Below are 23,073 nucleotides of genomic sequence, written 5' to 3'. Positions count from 1 at the left end.
AGGTGTTAGAACCATTTTTTATGGATGAGGTAGACGACAAGAGACCCAGTCAGGGCAAAGGCGATGAAAATAATCAGCCAGAAGGCATGGGGTTCGCCATTGAGCGGAAGCTCATTGTCCTTGAAGTTCATCCCGTAGGCCGAAAAGATCATGGTCGGAATGGACATGACAATGGTGACGAGGGCCAGGGTCTTCATGATGTTGTTCTGGTTGTTGGAGATGATCGATGCGAAGGTATCGGTCATGGAGTGCAGGATATTTCCATAAATATCTGCCATCTCGATGGCCTGCTGGGTTTCGATCAAGGTATCTTCCAACAGATCCTCGTCTTCTAGGTATTTCTTGATGTTACTAGTGGCACTGGTCAATTTCTTGATCACGCGCTCATTGGTTTTCAGAGAGGCCTTAAAGTAGACGATGGTTTTCTCCAGCTCCATCAACTCAATCAGCTCTTCATTACGCGTTGATTTGTGCAATTGGGTTTCAATCTGCTCGCTTTTGCGATCCAAGGTACGAAGCGCTGACAAGTAGAGTTCAGCGTTGCGATAGAGGATCTGAAAGATAAAGCGCGACCGCATAAAGGTATAGAAATTCCGCAAGCGTCGGTTGATAAAGATATCAAGAAGTGGCAATTTCTCCAAGCAGGTCGTGATGATAGCCTCTTCTGTCAGGATAATTCCTAGCGGAATGGTCACGTAGTAGGTCTGATTGTTCCGCTCTTCCTTGATGGGGACGTCGACGATGATCAAGGTATACTCATCTTCAATGGTCATACGAGACATTTCTTCCGCATCGAGTGGTGCCCGTAAGTCGGCAATATCGATGTTAAAAGCAGAGGCGATTTCCATCGATTCACTTTGGGAAGGATTGACAAGGTTGATCCAGCTACCAGGTTCCAGTGTCTCTATTTCTTTAAATTCAGTCGTTGTCGATAAAAAGACCTGTTTCATGGTGCCTCCCCTTGTTTTTTTACACCTTAACATTATATCAGAAAAAGGACGGTTTTGGATAAAAGAATACTAAAAAATTTGTTATAATGGAGGTTAACAAAAAGGTGATTAGAGTAAGAACATGCAAGATAAAATTGTCATTCATGGGGCACGCGCCCATAATTTAAAAAATATAGACGTGGAAATTCCACGGGACAAATTGGTCGTGGTGACGGGTTTGTCTGGATCTGGAAAGTCCAGTCTGGCCTTTGATACCCTCTATGCAGAAGGCCAGCGCCGCTACGTGGAGAGCTTATCGGCCTACGCCCGGCAGTTCTTGGGAAATATGGAAAAACCAGATGTGGACTCCATTGACGGCTTGAGTCCAGCCATTTCCATCGACCAAAAAACGACCAGTAAAAACCCCCGTTCTACAGTGGGGACGGCAACAGAGATCAATGACTACCTGCGCTTGCTCTATGCGCGTGTAGGGACGCCTTATTGTATCAATGGGCATGGAGCGATTACAGCTTCTTCGGTTGAGCAAATTGTCGATCAAGTCTTAGAATTACCAGAGCGCCAACGCCTGCAAATTCTAGCCCCTATTATTCGCAAGAAAAAAGGCCAGCACAAGAATATCATTGAAAAGGTGCAAAAAGACGGCTATGTCCGGGTGCGGGTCGATGGTGAGATCTATGATGTGACAGAGGTTCCAGAACTGTCTAAAAGCAAGCAGCACTCGATTGAAGTGGTGGTGGACCGAATCGTGATCAAAGAGGGCATTCGCTCGCGGCTCTTTGATTCGATTGAAGCAGCCCTTCGGATTGCGGATGGTTATGTCGTGATTGATACCATGGATGGCAAAGAGCTACTCTTTTCTGAGCATTATGCTTGTCCAGTCTGTGGCTTTACCGTTCCTGAATTAGAGCCCCGCCTCTTTTCTTTCAATGCGCCTTTTGGATCTTGTCCAGACTGTGATGGGTTGGGTATTAAGCTAGAGGTGGACTTGGATTTGGTGGTGCCAGATGATCGCTTAACCCTTCGCGAAGGAGCACTTGCTCCTTGGAATCCGATCTCTTCCAACTACTATCCACAGATGTTGGAGCAGGCCATGATCCACTTTGGCGTTGATATGGACCAGCCTTTTTCCAATCTTTCTCAAGAAGAAAAGGACTTGGTCCTCTATGGTTCAAATGGCAAGGAATTCCACTTCCACTATGAAAATGAGTTTGGTGGGGTTCGAGATATTGAGATTCCTTTTGAAGGGGTCGTAAACAATATTCACCGTCGTTTCCGTGAGACCAATAGTGATTTCACCCGCAACCAAATGCGCTCTTATATGAACGAATTGACCTGTGCGACCTGCCAGGGCTACCGTCTCAATGACCAAGCTCTCTCTGTTCGTGTCGGAGGAGAAAAGGGGATGCATATCGGGGAAGTGTCAGATCTATCAATTGCGGACCACTTAAAAGCTGTGGATCAGTTGGTTTTAACGGACAATGAAGCTACGATTGCAAGACCGATCCTAAAAGAGATTAAGGATCGCTTGACCTTCTTAAACAATGTGGGGCTCAATTACTTGACCCTGTCACGATCAGCCGGGACCTTATCGGGTGGAGAAAGCCAGCGCATTCGCTTGGCAACCCAGATCGGTTCCAACCTCTCTGGGGTCCTCTATATCTTGGATGAACCGTCTATCGGCCTCCATCAAAGGGACAATGACCGCTTGATTGCCAGTCTCAAGAAGATGCGCGATTTAGGCAACACCTTGATCGTCGTCGAACATGATGAAGATACCATGAGAGAGGCAGACTACCTGATCGACGTCGGCCCAGGTGCCGGTGTCTTTGGGGGAGAGATCGTTGCAGCAGGAACTCCAAAGCAGGTAGCACGCAACAGCAAATCCATCACTGGCCAGTATTTGTCCGGCAAGCGCAAGATTCCGGTTCCGACAGAGCGCCGTTCGGGGAATGGTCGCTATATTGAAATAACAGGAGCCAGTGAGAATAACTTACAAGACATCACAGCGCGCTTTCCTCTGGGCAAATTTATCGCAGTCACTGGAGTTTCCGGTTCTGGGAAATCGACCTTGATTAATGGCATCTTGAAAAAAGCCATCGCTCAAAAGCTCAACCGCAATTCGGAAAAACCAGGGAAATACAAGACCATTCAGGGGATTGAGCATATCGATCGCTTGATCGACATTGATCAAAGCCCGATTGGCCGGACTCCTCGTTCCAATCCAGCGACCTATACAGGCGTCTTCGATGACATTCGTGATCTCTTTGCTCAGACCAATGAAGCCAAAATTCGGGGCTATAAAAAAGGCCGCTTTAGTTTCAATGTCAAGGGCGGGCGTTGTGAAGCCTGCTCAGGAGATGGGATCATCAAGATTGAAATGCACTTCTTGCCAGATGTCTTCGTTCCTTGTGAGGTCTGCCATGGACGTCGTTACAATAGTGAGACCCTTGAAGTCCACTACAAGGAAAAAAATATTGCAGAAGTGCTGGATATGACGGTCAACAAGGCAGTTGAATTCTTCAAGCACATTCCAAAAATTGAACGCAAACTCAAGACCATCCAAGATGTGGGCTTGGGCTATGTAACGCTGGGGCAGCCAGCGACCACCCTTTCAGGTGGGGAAGCGCAGCGGATGAAGTTGGCTTCTGAATTGCACAAGCGCTCTACAGGAAAATCCTTCTATATCTTGGATGAACCAACGACCGGACTCCATACCGAAGACATTTCTCGCTTGATCAAAGTCTTAGAGCGATTTGTGGATGATGGCAATACGGTCCTTGTGATTGAGCACAATTTGGATGTCATTAAAACCGCAGACCATATCATCGATTTAGGACCAGAAGGCGGTGTCGGTGGTGGAACCATTATTGCGACTGGAACACCAGAAGAAGTAGCAGCAAATCCTGCTAGCTACACAGGACAATATTTGAAAGGAAAATTACAATGAATCAACGGATCAGCAACTTAAGAAACAAAATGAAAGCCCAAAACCTCAAAGCAGTATTGATTAACAATTTGAAAAATGTTTATTATTTGACCAATTTCTGGGGTTCAAACGGGACCGCTTTGGTGACAGAAGAACGCGTGGTCCTCTTTACGGATTCGCGCTACACCATCCATGCCCATGCGACTTGTTTCCCCTTTGTAGAGATTGTGGAAACCCGCGATGAGTTGACTGCAGCTGCAGAGATCGTTAAAGACCTTGGAATCAAAGAACTTGGTTTTGAGGACGAAGTGACAGTAGCCTACCATGCCCGCATGGCTTCTGTTTTCAGTGGCATCAGCCTTCAATCCCTAGCGAATTTTGTCATGGAATTGCGCTTGATTAAAGATGAAACGGAGATTGCGGCCATTAAAAAAGCTTGTAGCATCTCTGACCAAGCCTTCCATGATATTTTAGACTATATCAAGGTAGGGAAAACGACAGAGTTGGAAGCAGCGACTTTCCTCGACTTTAGAATGCGGGAGTTGGGAGCTTCTGGTGTATCATTTGATATTATTTCAGCAGCTGGTGAACGCTCTGCCATGCCTCACGCGACTCCAAGTGATCGGGTGATTTCAGCAGGAGATGCCTTAACCCTTGATTTTGGTTGCTTGTATAACCACTATGTCAGCGATATGACACGGACAATCTATGCAGGACATGTCAGCGACAAGGAAAGAGAAATTTACGAAACCGTTTTGAAAGCCAATCAAGCCTTGATTGATGCGGCTAAAGATGGACTTGGCTTCCGAGATTTTGATAAAATCCCACGTGATGTGATCGAGGCAGCCGGCTATGGCCAATACTTTACTCATGGAATCGGTCATGGAATTGGGCTAGATATCCACGAAGAACCATATTTCAGCCAAACGTCTAAAGAAGCGATTCAAGCAGGGATGGTCTTAACAGATGAGCCAGGTATTTATATCGAAGGTCTCTCTGGTGTGCGGATCGAAGATGACCTCTTGATCACAGAAACAGGCTGTGAAGTCTTGACCCTTGCTCCTAAAGAATTGATTGTCCTATAAAATAGACAGTATTTTCTTAACCCCTGTGTAACAAACAAAGATAAGAAAAGAGGCCTATGAAAAAACGAAGTGTAATAGTTGGAATTCTTCTAGTAGTCCTGCTATTTGTATTTGCTCCTCCTGCTCATGCTGGTGTCGGTAATACAGATAGTGGTGGCAGTAGCTTGATTGATTCAGGTGGCGGTAGTAGCTGGTCTGGTGGAGGAAGCAGTTGGTCCGATGGAGGAAGTAGCTGGTCCGATGGAGGAAGTAGCTGGTCTGGTGGATCCAGTAGCTACAGTTCTAGTTCTGGAACAGACTCTGGTGGTGTAGTAGCAATTTTTGCTATCGTTGGATTGATTGGATTTGTCTACAATATTGCAAAAGAAGCTAATGATAGTGATGAATCATTTTCTTCAAATAGTGGTCCAAAACGGACTACCGAAGAACGGGCTGGTCGACCAATTGAGAACAACTATGAAGCGATTCGTCGCATCCGTAAACTGGATCCAATGTTTGATGAAGACCGCTTCTTGTCACAAGTCAAGCTGGTTTATCTTCAATTGCAGTCTGCCTGGACAGAAAAAGATTGGAATTCTGTGCGGAACTTAGAAAGTACCAGTCTTTATGAGCAACACTTGACGCAGTTGCAAGAGCATATTCGTGCCAAAACAACCAATGTTCTAGAGCGCGTGCGTGTGGAAGATTCAAAGATCAAAGACTTTATCGAAAATCCAGAAGGTAATGACCGAATCGAAGTCATTCTGTCATCGACGATGAGAGATTACATCCGAAATGATGAAACGGGCCGTGTGATCGAAGGGGATCCAACCAAAGATCTCTTTACCGTTTACCGCATGGTCTTCCTCCGTGAACATGGAGCGCAGACAGAGATCATTAAGAATGCCGAAGTCGTTAGTGATCACTGTCCGAACTGTGGTGCGCCATTGACGATTGATTCAATCGACAAGTGTGAATATTGCCAAGCATCCTTGAAGCACAATCCAAAAGATTGGGTCTTGGATGTCTACGAAGTTGTGGATGAAATTGAATTCTACAGATAGGAGAATGTATGGGATTTATTAAAGCAGCCCTTTCAGCGGGCATTTCAAGTTTTCAAGATAGTAAATTTAAGGAAGCCATTACCTTGCCAGAAGCTGTTCCAGCAACAGCTTTGGCCATTAAGGGACAGCTCTTGACCAAGGATCCAGATGGGCGCTCTCGTCAGAGCAACCAAAATACGGGCCTATTGACAGATGGTTCTGTCGTCATCGTTCCCCAAGGCTATGTTGCTCTCTTGGTCAATAATGGAACTTTTCTAGGAGACCTTCTAGAAGCAGGGAGCCACGAATGGCAAGCCGGTGAAAATGCCTGGTTGTTTGAAAAAGGTGGTGTGAAAGGAACGTGGGATCAGTTCAAGAATCGTTTCTCATTTGGAGGCCAAGTGGTCACCCAACAAGAAATTATTTTTGTGCGGATGCAACCTTTTACAGGAAATAAATTTGGCACTCAAAATCCAGTCGAGTACTTTAGCGACCGTTACCAACAACTTCTTAGCATTCGTTTTTATGGTCTTTATGATGTTAAAGTAGCAGATCCTGTACTCTTTTACATCAGTGCAGTCAGTCGTCAAATCACTGCAGATAAGCCATTTACCTTGGAAGATGTGGCTCAGGGAACCTTGCGCCAAAATCTTGCTCCAAAAATTGCAGTGGCCATTTCAAAATATACAGCAGAAAATAAAGCGGACATATACAATATCAATGCGGACCAAGACGTCTTCAATGAAGTTGCAAAACGCGAAGTCAACAAAACGTGGACAGAATTATATGGTATCGAATTAACCAATGTCCTCATCGAAGATTTGAGCTACGATGCAGACAGTATGGCCAAGGTCAATAAACTGGACAGTGAATTGGCAGCGATGAAGTATAATACCATTGAAATCGAAGAGCGCCGTGCCCGCAATGAAGCCTTGGTCGCAGCTGCTAAAAATGAAGGTGGCAATGGCATGAACATGATCATGGGGATGAACTTGGGTCAAGCCCTTGGCAATGACCTTCAAAAACAAGCCTCTCCAGCTCAAGACAAGCCACATACCTTCTACATTGAAGTAGATGGAAAGTATGTCCATGTCACCAAAGATGCGGATGGCAATATTGTTCCTGTGGACCAATAAGGAATAGTGAAGATGGAGTTGGAGATATAGAGATTCTAAGGACTCGTTCCTGCAATCTCTCTCCGCCTTCTAGCCTTCCTAAAAAGAGAAAATTGCTGTTTGAGAAAAATCAAATAGTGTGTTACAATAAAGAGTAATCTATTTTTAAAAAAGAGGTAATAAAACATGATCGAAGCAAGTAAATTGAAAGCTGGTATGACTTTTGAAACAGCTGACGGAAAATTGATCCGCGTTTTGGAAGCTAGCCACCACAAACCAGGTAAAGGAAACACTATCATGCGTATGAAATTGCGTGATGTCCGTACTGGTTCAACATTTGATACAAGCTACCGTCCAGAAGAAAAATTTGAACAAGCGATTATCGAAACTGTTCCAGCTCAATACTTGTACAAAATGGATGATACAGCCTACTTCATGAACACTGAAACATATGACCAATATGAAATTCCAGTTGTGAATGTAGAACAAGAATTGCTTTACGTCCTTGAAAACTCAGAAGTAAAAATTCAATTCTACGGAAGCGAAGTCATCGGTGTAACAGTTCCTACAACTGTTGAATTGACTGTTGCAGAAACTCAACCATCTATCAAAGGTGCTACAGTGACTGGTTCTGGTAAACCTGCTACAATGGAAACTGGTTTGGTCGTAAACGTTCCTGATTTCATCGAAGCTGGACAAAAATTGGTCATTAACACTACTGAAGGAACTTACGTTTCTCGTGCATAAGAGACATCTCAGGGTGTCAAATAGAAAGGAACTTCTATGGCAACTGAACAATTTGGTGACATCGTTATTGCACCACGTGTATTAGAAAAAATTATTGCGATTGCAACAGCAAAAGTAGAGGGTGTCTATTCGCTTGAAAACAAGAGTGTTTCAGATAGCTTATCCAAACGCTCCCTTGGACGTGGCGTCTACCTTCAAACAGAAGAAGATGGTCAAGTTTCAGTAGACATCTATCTCTATTTAGAATATGGAGTGGCTGTACCATCTGTCGCTGTAGCCATTCAAAAAGCGGTTAAGTCTGCAGTTTATGATATGGCAGATGTAACCTTGGATGCTGTCAACATTCACGTTGTCGGTATCGCAACGGAAAAATCTCCAAAACCAGACTTGAAAGACTTGTTTAATGAGGACTTCCTCAATGACTGATGAAATTTTATTAGAATCACGTCGAGATTTGCGTGAGCGCGCCTTCCAAGCCTTGATGGCCTTGGAATACGATGGAGACATTGTTGAAGCTTGTCGCTTTGCTTATCTACATGACAAGGACCTAGCAGAAGACAAAGAAGTCGATCTTCCTGCCTTTCTCATGAATCTCGTGACGGGTGTCTATCAGTCAAAAGATCAACTGGACCAACAAATCGGTCAACATTTGAAAACCGGCTGGACTGTTGAGCGCTTGACCTTGGTAGAGAAAAATATCCTTCGTCTGGGAATTTATGAAATGACAGAGTTTGATACACCACAGATCGTCGCAGTCAATGAAGCGGTGGAATTGGCCAAGGCCTTTTCAGATGAAACCTCTTCACGATTTGTCAACGGTGTCCTCAGTCAATTTGTGACAGAAGAATAATTAAAAAAGAGCCGATGGCTCTTTTTTTGGTAAAAAATATCCCCACAGTTTCTACTGAGAGGATATTGCTTTTAGACACTTTTTCCAGAGTGGAGACTAACGGGCAAGAAATAACCGGTAGTCGCCACTTTTTTTCCTTCGATCTTTTGGAGTAAAAGATCCACCATGAGGATAGCAATGTCTTCGAGGGGTTGTTGGATGGTTGTCAGTTCAGGTGTATAGGTCTCGATGAACTGGGTTCCATCATAACCAATCACTTTCAAATCCTGAGGAATCTGAATATCTAATTCTCTAGCGACTTTCATGATCAAGATCGCCGTCAAATCATCGGAGGCAAAGATAGCATCTGGTTTATGGTGGGTTAAAATCTGTTTGATTTCCATTTCTTTGCGAATAGGGGAGAAATCACTGGAAACATTAATGATCATGGACTCAGGTAGAACTGATGCAAATCCCGCATGACGCAAGCCAGTTGGGGAGTTAGAGTTGTCATTACCTGTGATCATGATAATATTTCGGGCTCCGGTTTTTACTAAAGTTTCTGCTGCAAGCACCCCGCCAGCGTAGTTGTCTGAAGAAACAACCGGAATTTCTGGGGAGAGGTTGCGGTCAAAAGCAATGATAGGAGCAGTTACCCGGTTGTAATCTTCAATGCCCAAATTATGACTTCCTGAAATGATGCCATCTACCTGGTTGGCCTCCAACATCTCAATGTATTCGCGCTCTTTTTCAGAGTTATGTTCACTATTGCAGATGATGGTTTTATAGCCGTGTTTGAAGAGTTGGTGCTCTAGTTTGTCGATTAATTCAGCATAGAAAACATTGCTGATGTTTGGAAAGATCAAGCCGACTAACTTAGCTGATTTTCCTTGGAGGCTTCGAGCAACATTATTGGGCTTATAGCCCAGCTCTCGCATGGCTTCTTGGACTTTTTGGATCGTTTTTTCAGATAGGTATCCTTTTTTATTGATGACCCGTGAGACTGTAGTAGGGCTGACACCGGCGAGTTTGGCGACATCAGTTAGCTTTGCGACCATGATCAAGTTCATAGTAGGTTCCGGTAGGATTTCCAGACTTGATCAAAATACCATTTTGATCAGCATGTGGGAAGACCCGGCCAGAAAATACTTTTTCTCCTTTATTGATAAAGATTTCAAAAATCGAATTGTCAATGAAAATATTAGCAGTTGTAGCTTGGTTATCGATTGTGCAGCTACGGCTAGTCCCAAAGTCTTGGGCATATTGCTCACCAGCCTGGCTACGATCGACTGTGACTAATCCTTTCGCTAGATCGAATGTGAGAACTAAGCCCTTTCCTTCTGGATCTGCAAAGAGAACGATCTCATTTTGGCTGTCTTTTTCAAATTGCAATTCCAATTCATAGCAATTCTTGGTTTGCACCTTGTTGGCAAATTCCTCACGCTCAACGCGTAAGTTTTTGATGGCTTCAACTGGGTATTGGTAGAGCTTTCCGTCTTTGATGGTTACTTCTTTGACCAGTGAGAGTGCTCCTTGATAGTCATAGGAATCCGTTGGACAGGAAACATCTGGAAGACCAAGCCAGCTGACAGCATAGGCGCGTCCATCGGGTGCATTGAATCCTTGAGTTGCATAGGCTTCAAAACCACAGTCTAGATTGTGCAATTCAGATACATCGACCATTTTAGCCTTTTCTGGATCAAAGCTTGCCCCAATCTTGTACATATTTGGGTAAATGTTTTCATAATCGCATACCGATTTGTCCAAGCCTTGAGGACAGTAGAGGAGAACTGGTTGATCCTCTACAAAGACCAGATTGGGACATTCCATCATGTAAGCTGTCCGGTCATTTGCAAAATCCAAGTCACCGACTGCAACCCAGTTGGTATAGTCGTTATCTACAGCCTTATAGAGACGGATGAATCCTTTCTTCTCAAGGTCTTGGCCACCAACGATAGCGTAGTATTGACCTTTAAAATTAAAAATCTGTGGGTCACGGAAGTGATCAGTCGAATCAGCCGGTTGATCAATCAAGATCTTGTCAATTTTTTCGATCTTTCCTTCTTTGTCCATTAAAGCACCGACTTGGTAAGGATGACGAACCCATTCTGCATCACGAACATTTCCAGTGTAGAATAAGAATAGTTTGTCACCAAACTGCATGGCTGATCCGGAATAAGCGCCATGGCTATCCAGATCTGTGTCTGGAAGAAGCGTTACACCAGTTTCTGTGAAATGAACCAAGTCTTCACTTTCTGTTTGTACCCATGATTTTAACCCATGGGCTGCACCAAATGGAAAATTTTGGTAAAACAAGATCCATTTCCCATCAAAGTAGGAAAAACCGTTAGGATCATTTAAGAGACCAGCCTTTGGCTCTACATGGTAGTGTGTATGCCAAGGAGATTTCGCCATGTTTTCTTGGATCGCTTGCTTTTCCTCTGTTGTCCAGTCTTCATAACGTCGGTAACGACGTTCAGTTGTCCATTCCATTTTAGTCCTCCGAATTTTTTCTTACTTCCATAGTAACGATTTCCCATTAAAAATGCAAGTGATAAATAGAAAAAAACAGCTAAAAATGTCAAACGCTTGACATCTACAAGAAGGTGTTTTAAAGAGGTTTAAAAATGAAAACGAATGAAAATATGAAAGTTTTTGAAAACGAAAAAAACTAGGAATCACCCTTTGACAGCGTTATTAAAGCGATTGTGCAAATGAAAATTCTTACATTCTATCAAAAGCTGTCGAAATAGTTTAAAAAGTTTCAAAAAAATCCTGCAAAACGGTTGACATATTTTCAATACATGGTACAATTGAAAACGTAGAGACGGTTGAACCGTTTACATTACAAAATATAAGGAGATTTACTTTATGGATTACAATAAAGTAGCCAAAGAGGTTATCGAAGCAGTCGGTAAAGATAACCTTGTTGCGGCAGCACACTGTGCGACACGTCTACGTTTGGTATTGAAAGACGATAGCAAAGTTGATCAAGCTGCACTTGATAACAATGCAGATGTCAAAGGAACCTTCAAATCAGATGGTCAATACCAAGTCATCATTGGACCTGGTGATGTAAACTTTGTTTATGAAGAATTGATCAAAGCGACTGGTTTGAAAGAAGTATCAACAGATGATTTGAAACAAATCGCTGCAAAAGATAAGAAATTCAACCCATTGATGGCCTTGATCAAACTCTTGTCTGATATCTTCGTTCCAATTATTCCTGCCTTGGTTGCAGGTGGTCTTTTGATGGCCCTTCGGAACTTCTTGACATCAGCAGGTTTGTTTGGACCTAAATCATTGGAAGAAATGTACCCAGCTATCAAGGGTCTTTCAGCTATGATCCAATTGATGTCAGCTGCACCATTTATGTTCTTGCCAATTTTGGTTGGTATTTCTGCGGCAAAACGCTTTGGAGCAAACATCTTCTTGGGTGCTGCGATCGGTATGATCATGACCACACCAGATCTTGGTGGGGCCACTAAATTCTGGGATATCTTTGGTTACAATGTAGCACAAACAAACTATGCTTACCAAGTTATTCCTGTCTTAGCAGCGATCTGGATCTTGGCACATTTGGAAAAATTCTTCCACAAGAAATTGCCATCTGCGGTTGACTTTACCTTTACTCCATTGCTTTCTGTGATGATTACTGGTTTCCTTACCTTTACAGTTGTTGGGCCAGTGATGCTCTTGGTTTCAAACGGAATCACAGACGCTATTGTATGGTTGTACAACACAACAAGCTTTATCGGTATGACTGTCTTTGGTGGAACTTACTCATTGATCGTTATGACGGGGCTTCACCAATCATTCCCAGCTATTGAAACGCAATTACTTTCAGCATGGCAAAAAGGTGCGGGTCATGGAGATTTCATCTTTGTCGTTGCATCAATGGCCAACGTAGCGCAAGGTGCTGCAACCTTTGCCATCTTGTTCTTGACGAAGAGCGAAAAAACCAAAGGTCTTGCATCTTCTGCAGGTGTGTCAGCCCTTCTTGGGATCACCGAACCAGCCCTCTTCGGGGTTAACTTGAAATACAAGTTCCCATTCTTCTGTGCCCTCATTGGTTCAGCAGTTGGTGCCCTCTTTGCGGGTCTTCTCCAAGTCGTTGCTGTTTCCCTTGGATCAGCAGGTTTCCTTGGTTTCCTTTCAATCAATGCAACGTCAATCCCATTCTATCTCTTGTGTGAAGTGATTGCCTTTGCGGTAGCCTTTGCCTTGACTTACTTCTACGGTAAAACAAAAGCAGCAGATGTGTTTGCTGCAGAAGGAAATGTAGCAGCAGCAGAAACTGCTGAAAAAGCAGAAGCCAAAGAAGTAGCAGCTGCTTCTGAAAAAGTTGAAGCAACACTTGCGGATGAAGTGATTGTAACTCCTATCGTTGGTAGTACAGTAGCGCTTGCTGATGTGAATGATCCTGTCTTCTCAAGTGGTGCGATGGGACAAGGAATTGCCATTAAACCAACTGAAGGTGTTGTCTATGCACCAGCTGATGCTGAAGTAACCATTGCCTTTGCGACTGGTCACGCTTATGGTTTGAAGACGGCTAATGGTGCTGAAATCTTAATCCACGTTGGGATTGATACGGTATCAATGAACGGTGAAGGATTTGATCAAAAAGTAGCTCAAGGTGATAAAGTCAAAGCTGGTGATATCCTTGGTACATTTGATTCTGCAAAAATTGCCGCAGCTGGTCTTGAAGACACAACTATGGTGATCGTCACTAACACAGCTGACTTTGCTTCTGTCACACCTGTTGCAACTGGATCTGTTGCGAAGGGTGATGCGATCATTGAAGTTAAAGCTTAATCGAAACAATAAGTTCTCAAGGACTGGTCAGATTCTCTCCAGTCCTTGAATTTTATTTCTCAAAAAAAGCGTGCTTTTTCTATAGAGAAGAGAAAAAGATTGACTACAAAATATGCTATAATAAATACAGGATATTTTTCATAATAAAAAAGGAGCCAACATGACAAAATTATATGGAAGTTTGGAAGCTGGCGGTACAAAATTTGTTTGTGCGGTTGGTGATGAAAACTATAATGTGGTGGAAAAAGTACAATTTCCAACAACCAAGCCAATTGAGACGATTGATAAGTGTATTGAATTTTTCTCAAAATTTGAGGATTTAGTTGGGCTTGCGATTGGTTCATTTGGACCAATTGATATTGATCCAAATTCAAACACTTATGGTTTTATCACAACGACTCCAAAACCAAATTGGGCCAATGTAGATATCGTTGGGGCTTTCCGTCGTGCCTTGAATGTACCAATCTATTTCACGACAGATGTGAATAGCTCTGCCTATGGAGAAGTGGTCGCACGCAATAACGCGGGTGGCCATATCGAAAACTTGGTTTACTATACAATCGGAACAGGAATCGGAGCTGGTGTCATCCAACGTGGTGAGTTTATCGGGGGAGCTGGACACCCAGAAATGGGACACTACTATGTGGCTCAACACCCAATGGATGTGGAAAAAGAATTCAAGGGTGTTTGTCCTTTCCACAATGGCTGTTTGGAAGGTTTTGCGGCTGGTCCAAGTCTCGAAGCTCGTACAGGTATTCGTGGGGAAAACATTGAACTGAACAGCAATGTGTGGGATATTCAAGCCTACTACATCGCACAAGCAGCAGTGAATGCGACAGTTACCTTCCGCCCAGACGTCATTGTCTTTGGAGGAGGAGTCATGGCTCAACAACATATGTTAGATCGTGTTCGCACGAAATTTACTGCCCTCTTGAACGGTTACCTCCCTGTACCAGATGTGAGAGATTATATTGTGACACCTGCAGTTGCTGGCAATGGTTCAGCGACCTTGGGGAACTTTGTTCTTGCAAAACAAGTGAGCGAGAAGCTTAAAAAATAAGAAGCAATTGTCTCTTAGAGGTTAGAAACAAGAGCGAGGAGGCTGGGACACAAGTCCTAGCCTCTCAATTATTTTTGGATTGTCGAGCAAGATGCAGTGGTTGAGTGGGCTCTACTACACTGATTTCATCAGCTTTTACAGCCCTACTCAACTGTGCGGAGGTGGGACGACGAAATCGAATTCTAACGAATTACCGATTTCTGTCCCACTCACTTCTTTCATCTATCTATCAAGAAGTGAGGAAGAAATGAAAAAGAATATTGTAAAGGATGTCTTATTCTTGGGTCAAAAGTCAGAAGAAGCGACACCTGAGGATCGCACCTTGGCTTTGGATTTGCAGGACACCTTAAATGCTCATCTCCTTGAGTGTGTCGGTTTAGCGGCTAATATGATCGGGGTGAAAAAACGGGCGATTATCATCCGAATGGGAAGTGAAAATCTGGTCCTGTTTAATCCGGTTCTCCTTGAAAAGAAAAAGCCTTACCAAACAGAGGAAGGATGCTTGTCCTTGATGGGGTGTCGGCCGACCACTCGTTATGAGGAGATTTCAGTGGCCTATCGAGATGTGAATTGGAAAGCAAAAACAATTCAATTGTCAGGTTTTCCAGCCCAGATCTGTCAGCACGAAATGGATCATCTAGAAGGCATTATTATCTAGAAGTCATTAATGGAGTCGATTGGGCTCCATTTTTTTAGTTCTTATAGAAACTTTTTTCTTGACAGGGATCTTTTTTGTACTAAAATAGTTCTCATAGCAACTTTAAAGTTCTTATGAGAACTATTTGGAGGAATGATGGAAAAGCCATTACAAGAATTAAAAAAAATTGGCCATCTCATTCACCTCATGGTGGAAAGAGAAGCTAAGAAGCGTGGGTTTGAATTTAGCGCAGGACCACAAGGTCAGGTATTGAGATTCTTATCTCATCGTGAAAAGGAGGGAAAAGTGACCTTGATTCGGGATGTTGAACAGGAACTTCATATCACAAAATCCGTGACCAGTAATCTGATCAAGCGAATGGAGAAAAATGGGTTTATTTATTTAGAGGCTAGTCCGACCGATAAACGGGCCAAGTATGTCTACCTAACAGACAGTGTGAAAGCCAATTTGAATGACATGAAGCAATTCTTTGAAGAGGTAGAACGGAGTCTAGTAGCGGGTGTATCAGAAGAAGAATTGGCTATCTTTTTCAAGGTTATGCAGCAATTTTATGAGAATATGAAAAAAAGGAGCGAGGAATGATCAATATATTTCGGCGCTTAACCGCCAAAGAATGGGGCATGATTGCCCTTAGTACGGTCTTTATCTGTCTAGCGGTTTGGATGGATTTAAAGACTCCTGAATACTTATCTGATATCACGACCCTCTTAGCTAAGGAGGGGACCAAGGTTTCTGATATCATGGAGCCAGGGAGCAAGATGTTGCTCTTCTCCTTTGGGAGTTTTCTGATGGCAGTTTTTGTGGGCTTTCTAGCATCACGAGTCGCTGCCAGCTTTACGACGCGACTTCGAGGAGTGATTTTTCATCAAGTGATGGATTACTCTGATGCCGAGATCAAGAAATTCTCCGTTCCCTCTCTCTTGACCCGGACGACCAACGATTTGACCCAGTTGCAAATCATGATTGTGATGGGGATGCAAGTTGTGACGCGTGGTCCCATTATGGCGATTTGGGCCTTGACCAAGATTTGGGGGAAGAGCAGTGCCTGGACAACGTCTGTTGGGATTGCGGTCTTGATGGTCTTGATTCTGCTCTCTGTTCTGGTTCTTATTGCCTTTCCGCGCCAGCAAAAGGTTCAAGGTTTGACCGATGCTTTGAATGCGACGACACGGGAGAGTTTGACTGGGGTGCGAGTGGTTCGCGCCTACAATGCGGAAGCGTATCAAAATGAGAAATTCCAGGCTGAAAACAAGGGCTTAACCCGTCTAAATCTCTTTGTTTATCGGTTGATGTCTTTGATGAACCCTGTCATGACAGTGGTATCAAGTGGGTTGACCCTGGCTATCTACTGGATTGGGGCGCACTTGATCAATGATATCGCCATGCCAAAAGATCCTACAAAGATCCTCGCCAGTCCTGCATTAGCGGATCGGACCAAGGTCTTCTCAGATATGATCACCTTCTCCTCTTACGCCATGCAGGTTGTCATTGGCTTTATGATGATGGTGGCCATCTTGATTATCCTTCCTCGTGCCTTGGTATCCGCAAAACGGATTAATCAGGTCTTGGCTCTTGAACCGTCTGTAGCCTTCCCAAGTGAGTCAAAAGAAACAACAGGCCAAGCAGGTACAGTAGAATTTCAAGACGTTTCCTTCCGATATGGACGGACTTCCCGTGCTGTGATTGAGCACGTGACCTTCTCAGCTCAGAAAGGACAAACCGTTGCCTTCATCGGATCAACTGGTTCTGGTAAATCCACTTTGGTCAATTTAATCCCGCGTTTTTACGATGCGACAGAAGGAAAGATCTTAGTGGATGGGGTGAATGTCAAGGACTATAGCCACCAAGAATTGAACAATAAAGTCGGCTACATTCCACAAAAAGCAGTGCTCTTTAGTGGCACGATTCGCTCCAATATGGAATTTGGGGAAAGTAGCCAAGGAAAATTAGAGGATGAAGCCATCTGGAAAGCTCTTGAATTGGCCCAAGCCAAAGAGTTTGTTGCCGCAAAAGAGAAGGGCTTGGATACAGAAGTAGCGCAAGGAGGAAGCAACTTCTCTGGAGGACAACGTCAACGTTTGGCGATTGCGCGTGCCCTTGCACGCAAGCCCGAGATCCTCATCTTTGATGATTCCTTCTCAGCCCTGGATTATAAAACAGATCGGATCTTGCGACAAGCCCTAAAAGAAAAGTTGGCAGATACGACCAAATTGATCGTTGCGCAACGGATTTCGACCATTATGGATGCGGATTTGATTTTGGTCTTGGATCAAGGGAAGGTCGTCGGTCAAGGTACCCACAAGGAATTGCTTGCGACCAATGAAGTCTATCAAGAAATTGCCTATTCACAATTGTCTAAGGAGGAGTTGGAACATGCATAAAACAAAACAAGAATCGTCCCTTTGGAGACAACTTTCTCCCTATTTGAAGGGCTTCCACCTATTTTTCCTAGTTGCTATCCTCTTTTCGGTCGTATCGAGTATTATCACGGTTATTGGACCGGATAAGTTAAAAGAAATTACAGATACCATTACAAAAGGGATGGGAGGCGCCATTGATATTGATAAGATCACTTCGATTGCCCTGACCTTAGCCATCCTTTATGGAGTTGGAGCACTGGTGTCCTACAGCAGTAGTTTCATTATCTCAACGATGATTCAGCGCTTTGCAGAACGCTTGCGCAATGCTATTGCTGAGAAGATCAATCGCGTGCCCCTCCAATATTTTGATAGCCATGAACAAGGAGATACCTTGTCTCGTGTGACCAATGACGTGGATTTGATGACCCAATCCTTTAACCAAAGCTTGGTTCAAATGGTCTCTTCTATTGTCTTATTGATTGGCTCCATCTTTATGATGTTTAAGACGGACTGGCACTTGGCGGTGACAGCGATTGTGTCCGTCTTTGCAGGTTTTGCTCTTTCCAGCATTATTATGGTCAAGAGCCAGCCTCTCTTTAAGCAACAACAGGACAACCTTGCCAAAGTTTCAGGTTATGTTGAAGAAATCTATAGTGGCCACAATATCGTCATTTCCTACAATGGCCGTCACCAAGCCAAAAATCATTTTGATGCCATCAACCAAGATTTGTACCATAGCATGTGGAAATCCCAATTCTTCTCTGGGATCATGATGCCCTTGATGCAGTTTGTAGGGAATTTCGGCTATGTCATGGTCTGTATCGTTGGGGCTGTCCTCACCATTAATGGAGACATTACCATCGGGACCATTGTGGCCTTTATGACCTATGTCCGCATCTTTACCCAACCAATCGGTCAAATGGCGCAAGGAATTACCCAATTGCAATCAGCCAGTGCTGCTATGGGGCGTGTCTTTGAATTCTTAGACGAAGAAGAAATGGAAGACGAATCCCAAAAAACACGTCAATTGGAAACACCCGAAGGTCATGTTACCTTTGAACATGTGCGTTTTGGCTATTCATCAGATAAGACTATTATCCATGACTTTACAGCTGAAGCGAAGCCAGGACAGAAGGTGGCTATTGTTGGTCCAACAGGTGCTGGTAAGACCACCATGGTCAATCTCTTGATGCGTTTTTACGACATTCAAGCTGGTAAAATTACCATCGATGGTGTGGATACTAAGGCCATGAGCCGAGAAGAAGTTCATGATGCCTTTTCGATGGTCTTGCAAGATACCTGGCTCTTTGAAGGCACTATTCGAGAAAACCTGGTCTTCAATCAAACCGATATTTCAGATGAAGCGGTCGAAGCGGCAACCCGAGCTGTTGGGGTCCATCACTTTATTCGGACCTTGCCGAATGGCTATGATACTGTATTAGATGATTCAGTGACCTTGTCCGTTGGTCAAAAGCAACTCTTGACCATTGCGCGTGCCCTCTTGAAGGATGCTCCGCTCCTCATCTTGGATGAAGCAACCTCATCTGTCGATACCCGTACAGAAGAGTTGATTCAAAAAGCCATGGACAAACTCATGGAAGGCCGAACTTCCTTTGTCATTGCCCATCGCTTGTCCACTATCCGTAATGCGGATCTGATTCTCGTGATGAAAGATGGAAATATTATCGAGCAAGGCAACCACCAAGAACTCATGAGCCAAAATGGCTTCTATGCTGATCTCTATAATAGCCAATTCACAGAAGAAGTAGCATGAAATCAAGATACAAGGCTTGTGAAATGTAAAGTAAAAAAATAGGATAGAAGGCAATTCTATGTGCTTCTATCCTATTTTTTATGCTGGAAGAAGGGATGGGAAAGACGATTCTTAGGTACAGAAAAATGACAAAGCGTCAAAAATAGATCGCTTCTAATGTTAAAAAGAAGAAAGAGAGGATAAAAAAGAAGCCTGGCTTGACAGGCTTTCTTAGGATCGCGTATACTAGTAGTACAAAAACGAGATGATAGACAGGAGTGCCAACATGAAGCCCAATCTTCAAGATTATCTGAAATTTTATCGTTGGCTAACCCTGCCTTTTACGAGAAAGCCACGTCGTGTGCAGGTTCTTCAAAGGATGAATCGAATCCTGACGTTCGCCATGCCAGGCATCTACGGCCTGGTCTTTTGTTGGCTGTTTTTTAAGAAAACTTCAATGGGAGAAATCTGGCCTTTTATCTGGATCCCTGCTTCGGGTTTTGTCTTGTTTAGCATCTTTCGTCATTGGGTCAATGTTCCGAGACCTTATGAGAAGTGGGAGATTCAACCATTATTAGAAAAGAATTCATCCGGACATTCCTTTCCTAGCCGACATGTATTTTCGGCGACCATTATTTCTATGTGTGTCTGTCAGTTGTCGCTTCCGTTTGGAATGTGCTCGATGCTCCTATCTCTTCTATTAGCCCTTGTCCGAGTTCTTGGAGGGGTTCATTATCCCAAGGACGTTCTCGTTGCTTGGGGATTGGGGCTCGTCTGGGGAGGACTCTTTTTGCTGGTTTGAATGAACAAATTCCTAAAAATTGACCTTTGTGTAAGGGTGAAAGATAGTGTATACTGGAAGGTAGATTTAGAATAGGAGAGAAGATGAAGTACAGAAAAGCAGAAAAAGCAGATCTGGATCAGGTGGTTCGAGTAGCCAGTACAGCCTTTGAGGAGTATCTATTTTTAAAAGTCATCAAGGATTTGGTACGTGATCCCAAGAAGTATCCTGCCTTTGTTGAGGCAATGATGCGCATCTTGGTAAAGGTTTTTCTCAAGCACCATATTTGCCTTGTAGCAGAAAAGAACGATGAAATTTATGCAGTTGCCTTGTTACAAAAGGGACCGATTCCTTTTCGAGCCTATCTCTTAAATGGGGGATTGGGTTTGCTCAAGTTTATTTCCTTGAAGAATATGTTGGCCTACTTTAAATTTATGGAGGACACGGATAAGGAATTGGAGCAAAATGTAGACTTTGATTGGTATTTAATGCTTCTCGCTGTCGCCCCTAAACACCAACGGCAGGGCTATGGCAGTCGCTTTATGACAGAGGGAATTGAGCCTTTCTTGGAAGAGGTTAAAGGAGAAAAACTAGCCTTTTATACCAATACGAAGGGAAATGTCTATTTTTATACCAAAAATGGCTACAAGGAAGTCTACTCTAACGAGATTAGCTTTAACCATGTAGAAATGGGGAGCTGGTATTTCTTGAAGGAACTAAAAAAACACTAAGGTTACAATCTTAGTGTTTTTTTCATTGTAGCTGTGAAACTGCTTGAATGCCGAATTTTTCAAAGAAAGCAGTTCGTTCTTCTATGATAGCATTAGTCGGATGTTTGATATTCAGTAAGAGCTCAACAAGGTCTGGAGTGACTTCACGGAGCAGTTGCCCTAAAGACCAGATAGCCGTTGCAATATGGATCTGATTTTGCGAGGTCTCGATGATGTTCAGGAGTTTAGGGATGGCTGAGCGGTCATTGGCATTGGCTAGTGCGATAATGGCATTGCGCTGGAGGATATTCTTGCCTCGCCAGCTTCCAGCAACATGCCCGAATTTTTCCTTAAATTGTCCGTTTGACAGCTCGAGAAAAGGAATCAACTCTGGATGAGCCAGATCAGGATCGATTTCTGTTGCCAAGGGATTATCCAGCCCTTTGTTATAAGGGCAGCTAATCTGACAGATGTCACATCCATAGATGACCGTTTTAATTTTCTTGCGAAATTCTAGGTCCATCATGCCCTTGTCCTGAGTTTGGAAAGACAAACAGCGTTTTGCATTCATAGAGCCATCTCCGATTAGGCAGGAGGTTGGGCATGCATCTAAACAACGTCGACAGTCTCCACAACCATAGTCGACAGGATGATCTGGTTCAATTTCGAGATTGGTAATCAATTCCCCCAAAAACATGTAAGAACCGTATTCTTTTGAAATGACTAAGCCATTTTTTCCGATAAAGCCAATTCCAGCTCGTTGGGCGACAGCCGTATCAACCAGTGCTCCAGTATCGACCATGCCTTTGTATTCAAAATCTTGCGTCATTTCTTCAATTCCAGCAGCTAAGCGGTTGAGCTTGTCTTGAAGGACATAATGGTAGTCTAATCCCCAGCTGTTGGGCGTGAATTTTCCTCTTTTATAGGCTGTTTTTTGAGGTTGTTGCTTGAGTTTGTGGGGGTAGGCGACAGCGATTGAGATGATCGTCTTTGCGGAGGAGAGACTTAATTTGGGGTGGATGCGCTCTTCAATATTCTTATGCTCGAATCCAGAATTCCGTCCTTCCTCAACGGCCAAGCGGAGCGATTTTTCCAAATAAGCAAAGTCATCAGCAGTTGTAAATCCAATTTTTGAAATCCCAATAGAATGTGCCAGTTGGATAATATTTTCTTTTAGTGTCATCCCTTTCATTATACACAAAAATAAAGTTTCTGGCGAGAAAGGAAACGATCAGGAAGGGCTTTCAAAAGCTTTCTTTTTTTTGTATAATAGAAACATGAAATGTGAGGAGGATATTATGGTACAACCATTATTTTTACATTCAGTGATGCAGGAAAAAATTTGGGGAGGAACACGTCTAAAAGAGGAATTTGGTTACGACATTCCGAGTGACCATGTCGGTGAATTTTGGGCGATTTCGGCCCATCCGCATGGCGTTTCTAAAGTGGCCAATGGTCCATACGAAGGAATGGGATTGGATCAGCTCTATCAAGAGCACCGAGAATTATTCGGCAATCGTAAAGAGCCTGTCTTTCCTTTATTAACAAAGATTTTGGATGCTAACGACTGGCTTAGTGTACAGGTGCACCCGGATGATACCTATGCCATGGAGCATGAGGGAGAACTTGGAAAAACCGAGTGTTGGTATGTGATTGCGGCTGACGAAGGATCAGAGATTATCTATGGACACAATGCCGAGTCAAAAGAAGAACTCCGCCAGCAAATCGAAGATAAAAACTGGGATGCCTTGCTGACAAAAGTTCCAGTCAAGGCTGGAGATTTCTTCTATGTGCCAAGTGGAACCATGCACGCCATTGGTTCTGGAATCTTGATTCTTGAAACCCAACAGTCGAGTGATACCACCTACCGGGTTTATGATTTTGACCGCAAGGATGCTCAAGGAAATTTGCGAGAGCTTCATCTAGAAAAATCAATTGATGTGTTGAATATTGGGGAGCCAGCTAATAGCCATCCAGATACAGTTGTGATCGATGATCTTCGGATGACGACCTTGGTTGCAAGTGATTTCTTTACGGTTTATAAGTGGGAACTGACTGGAAAAGCTGATTTTGAAAAGACCGCTGATTACAGCTTATTGAGCGTCTTAACTGGAGAAGGAAAATTGACTGTAGATGGAAAGGATTATCCTATTCAAAAAGGAAGTCACTTTATCTTGCCAAGCGATGTTGAATCTTGGACTTTGGAAGGGCAAGGTTTAGAATTGATTGTAAGTCACCCATAAAAACAAAGGGTTTGAGTAA

Annotated in this window: 20 protein-coding genes; 16 read left to right on the top strand and 4 right to left on the bottom strand. The window is 43.5% G+C overall.

The window, feature by feature from the left end; translation table 11 throughout:
• Positions 1-5: 5 nt before the first annotated feature.
• Positions 6-950 carry a magnesium transporter CorA family protein gene (locus K1I56_RS06345; RefSeq protein ID WP_129299821.1) on the bottom strand — a complete coding sequence of 315 codons (945 nt, stop codon included), beginning with the start codon at positions 948-950 and terminating at the stop codon, positions 6-8.
• 121 nt (positions 951-1,071) lie between these two features.
• On the opposite strand from K1I56_RS06345, the gene uvrA reads away from it, so the two are divergent.
• The 7 genes from uvrA to nusB all read left to right on the top strand — a co-directional run bounded on the left by uvrA (position 1,072) and on the right by nusB (position 8,695).
• Entirely contained in the window at positions 1,072-3,897 is a 2,826-nt protein-coding gene (gene uvrA, locus K1I56_RS06340) for an excinuclease ABC subunit UvrA (RefSeq protein WP_223325559.1), read from the top strand.
• On the top strand, positions 3,894-4,961 hold the full coding sequence (locus K1I56_RS06335; protein WP_049482983.1) for a M24 family metallopeptidase: 1,068 nt from the start codon (positions 3,894-3,896) through the stop codon (positions 4,959-4,961). Before uvrA ends, K1I56_RS06335 begins: the two co-directional genes overlap by 4 nt.
• Before the next feature lie 56 nt (positions 4,962-5,017).
• Positions 5,018-6,004: a TIM44-like domain-containing protein gene (locus tag K1I56_RS06330; RefSeq protein ID WP_223325558.1), complete on the top strand. Its 987-nt coding sequence runs from the start codon at positions 5,018-5,020 to the stop codon at positions 6,002-6,004.
• Between the two features lie 8 nt (positions 6,005-6,012).
• Positions 6,013-7,119 carry an SPFH domain-containing protein gene (locus tag K1I56_RS06325; protein ID WP_003008607.1) on the top strand — a complete coding sequence of 369 codons (1,107 nt, stop codon included), beginning with the start codon at positions 6,013-6,015 and terminating at the stop codon, positions 7,117-7,119.
• A gap of 165 nt (positions 7,120-7,284) precedes the next feature.
• Positions 7,285-7,845, top strand: a complete 561-nt coding sequence (efp, locus tag K1I56_RS06320; protein WP_223325557.1) for an elongation factor P — start codon at positions 7,285-7,287, stop codon at positions 7,843-7,845.
• Between the two features lie 36 nt (positions 7,846-7,881).
• Complete coding sequence (locus K1I56_RS06315) at positions 7,882-8,271, top strand: Asp23/Gls24 family envelope stress response protein (RefSeq protein WP_223325556.1); 390 nt, start codon at positions 7,882-7,884, stop codon at positions 8,269-8,271.
• Positions 8,264-8,695 carry a transcription antitermination factor NusB gene (gene nusB, locus K1I56_RS06310; RefSeq protein ID WP_003008602.1) on the top strand — a complete coding sequence of 144 codons (432 nt, stop codon included), beginning with the start codon at positions 8,264-8,266 and terminating at the stop codon, positions 8,693-8,695. The genes K1I56_RS06315 and nusB overlap by 8 nt, the downstream gene beginning before the upstream one ends.
• A gap of 71 nt (positions 8,696-8,766) precedes the next feature.
• Here nusB and K1I56_RS06305 read toward each other — a convergent pair whose 3' ends face one another.
• On the bottom strand, positions 8,767-9,732 hold the full coding sequence (locus tag K1I56_RS06305; RefSeq protein WP_223325555.1) for a LacI family DNA-binding transcriptional regulator: 966 nt from the start codon (positions 9,730-9,732) through the stop codon (positions 8,767-8,769).
• Complete coding sequence (locus K1I56_RS06300; RefSeq protein WP_223325554.1) at positions 9,713-11,167, bottom strand: sucrose-6-phosphate hydrolase; 1,455 nt, start codon at positions 11,165-11,167, stop codon at positions 9,713-9,715. Before K1I56_RS06300 ends, K1I56_RS06305 begins: the two co-directional genes overlap by 20 nt.
• 378 nt (positions 11,168-11,545) lie before the next feature.
• On the opposite strand from K1I56_RS06300, the gene K1I56_RS06295 reads away from it, so the two are divergent.
• From K1I56_RS06295 to K1I56_RS06260, 8 genes are all read left to right on the top strand, one after another.
• Positions 11,546-13,489 carry a sucrose-specific PTS transporter subunit IIBC gene (locus K1I56_RS06295; protein ID WP_223325553.1) on the top strand — a complete coding sequence of 648 codons (1,944 nt, stop codon included), beginning with the start codon at positions 11,546-11,548 and terminating at the stop codon, positions 13,487-13,489.
• Positions 13,490-13,649: 160 nt separating this feature from the next.
• Positions 13,650-14,549, top strand: a complete 900-nt coding sequence (gene scrK / locus K1I56_RS06290; RefSeq protein ID WP_049474068.1) for a fructokinase ScrK — start codon at positions 13,650-13,652, stop codon at positions 14,547-14,549.
• A gap of 247 nt (positions 14,550-14,796) precedes the next feature.
• Positions 14,797-15,207 (top strand): peptide deformylase, encoded by a 411-nt coding sequence (locus K1I56_RS06285; protein WP_151190929.1) that lies wholly within the window; start codon positions 14,797-14,799, stop codon positions 15,205-15,207.
• A 135-nt stretch (positions 15,208-15,342) separates the two neighbouring features.
• Positions 15,343-15,789, top strand: a complete 447-nt coding sequence (locus K1I56_RS06280) for a MarR family winged helix-turn-helix transcriptional regulator (protein ID WP_061591490.1) — start codon at positions 15,343-15,345, stop codon at positions 15,787-15,789.
• Positions 15,786-17,588, top strand: a complete 1,803-nt coding sequence (locus K1I56_RS06275; protein ID WP_223325552.1) for an ABC transporter ATP-binding protein — start codon at positions 15,786-15,788, stop codon at positions 17,586-17,588. The genes K1I56_RS06280 and K1I56_RS06275 overlap by 4 nt, the downstream gene beginning before the upstream one ends.
• Positions 17,581-19,341, top strand: coding sequence for an ABC transporter ATP-binding protein (locus K1I56_RS06270; RefSeq protein WP_150906479.1), 1,761 nt, complete (start codon positions 17,581-17,583; stop codon positions 19,339-19,341). The genes K1I56_RS06275 and K1I56_RS06270 overlap by 8 nt, the downstream gene beginning before the upstream one ends.
• Positions 19,342-19,606: 265 nt before the next feature.
• Positions 19,607-20,122, top strand: a complete 516-nt coding sequence (locus K1I56_RS06265) for a phosphatase PAP2 family protein (RefSeq protein ID WP_223325551.1) — start codon at positions 19,607-19,609, stop codon at positions 20,120-20,122.
• 83 nt (positions 20,123-20,205) lie between these two features.
• Positions 20,206-20,832: a GNAT family N-acetyltransferase gene (locus K1I56_RS06260; protein ID WP_014713799.1), complete on the top strand. Its 627-nt coding sequence runs from the start codon at positions 20,206-20,208 to the stop codon at positions 20,830-20,832.
• 22 nt (positions 20,833-20,854) lie between these two features.
• Here K1I56_RS06260 and queG read toward each other — a convergent pair whose 3' ends face one another.
• The gene (queG, locus tag K1I56_RS06255) at positions 20,855-21,994 is read right to left on the bottom strand and encodes a tRNA epoxyqueuosine(34) reductase QueG (protein WP_223325550.1); all 1,140 of its coding nucleotides are present in this window, start codon (positions 21,992-21,994) and stop codon (positions 20,855-20,857) included.
• Positions 21,995-22,109: 115 nt separating this feature from the next.
• On the opposite strand from queG, the gene manA reads away from it, so the two are divergent.
• The gene (gene manA, locus K1I56_RS06250; protein WP_223325549.1) at positions 22,110-23,054 is read left to right on the top strand and encodes a mannose-6-phosphate isomerase, class I; all 945 of its coding nucleotides are present in this window, start codon (positions 22,110-22,112) and stop codon (positions 23,052-23,054) included.
• The last annotated feature ends 19 nt before the right edge of the window (positions 23,055-23,073 follow it).

The sequence above is a fragment of the Streptococcus parasanguinis genome, from assembly GCF_019929185.1.
GTDB lineage: Bacteria > Bacillota > Bacilli > Lactobacillales > Streptococcaceae > Streptococcus > Streptococcus parasanguinis_O.
Note: the sequence above shows the minus strand (reverse complement) of the source record. Positions and strands in the feature narration are given on the sequence as shown.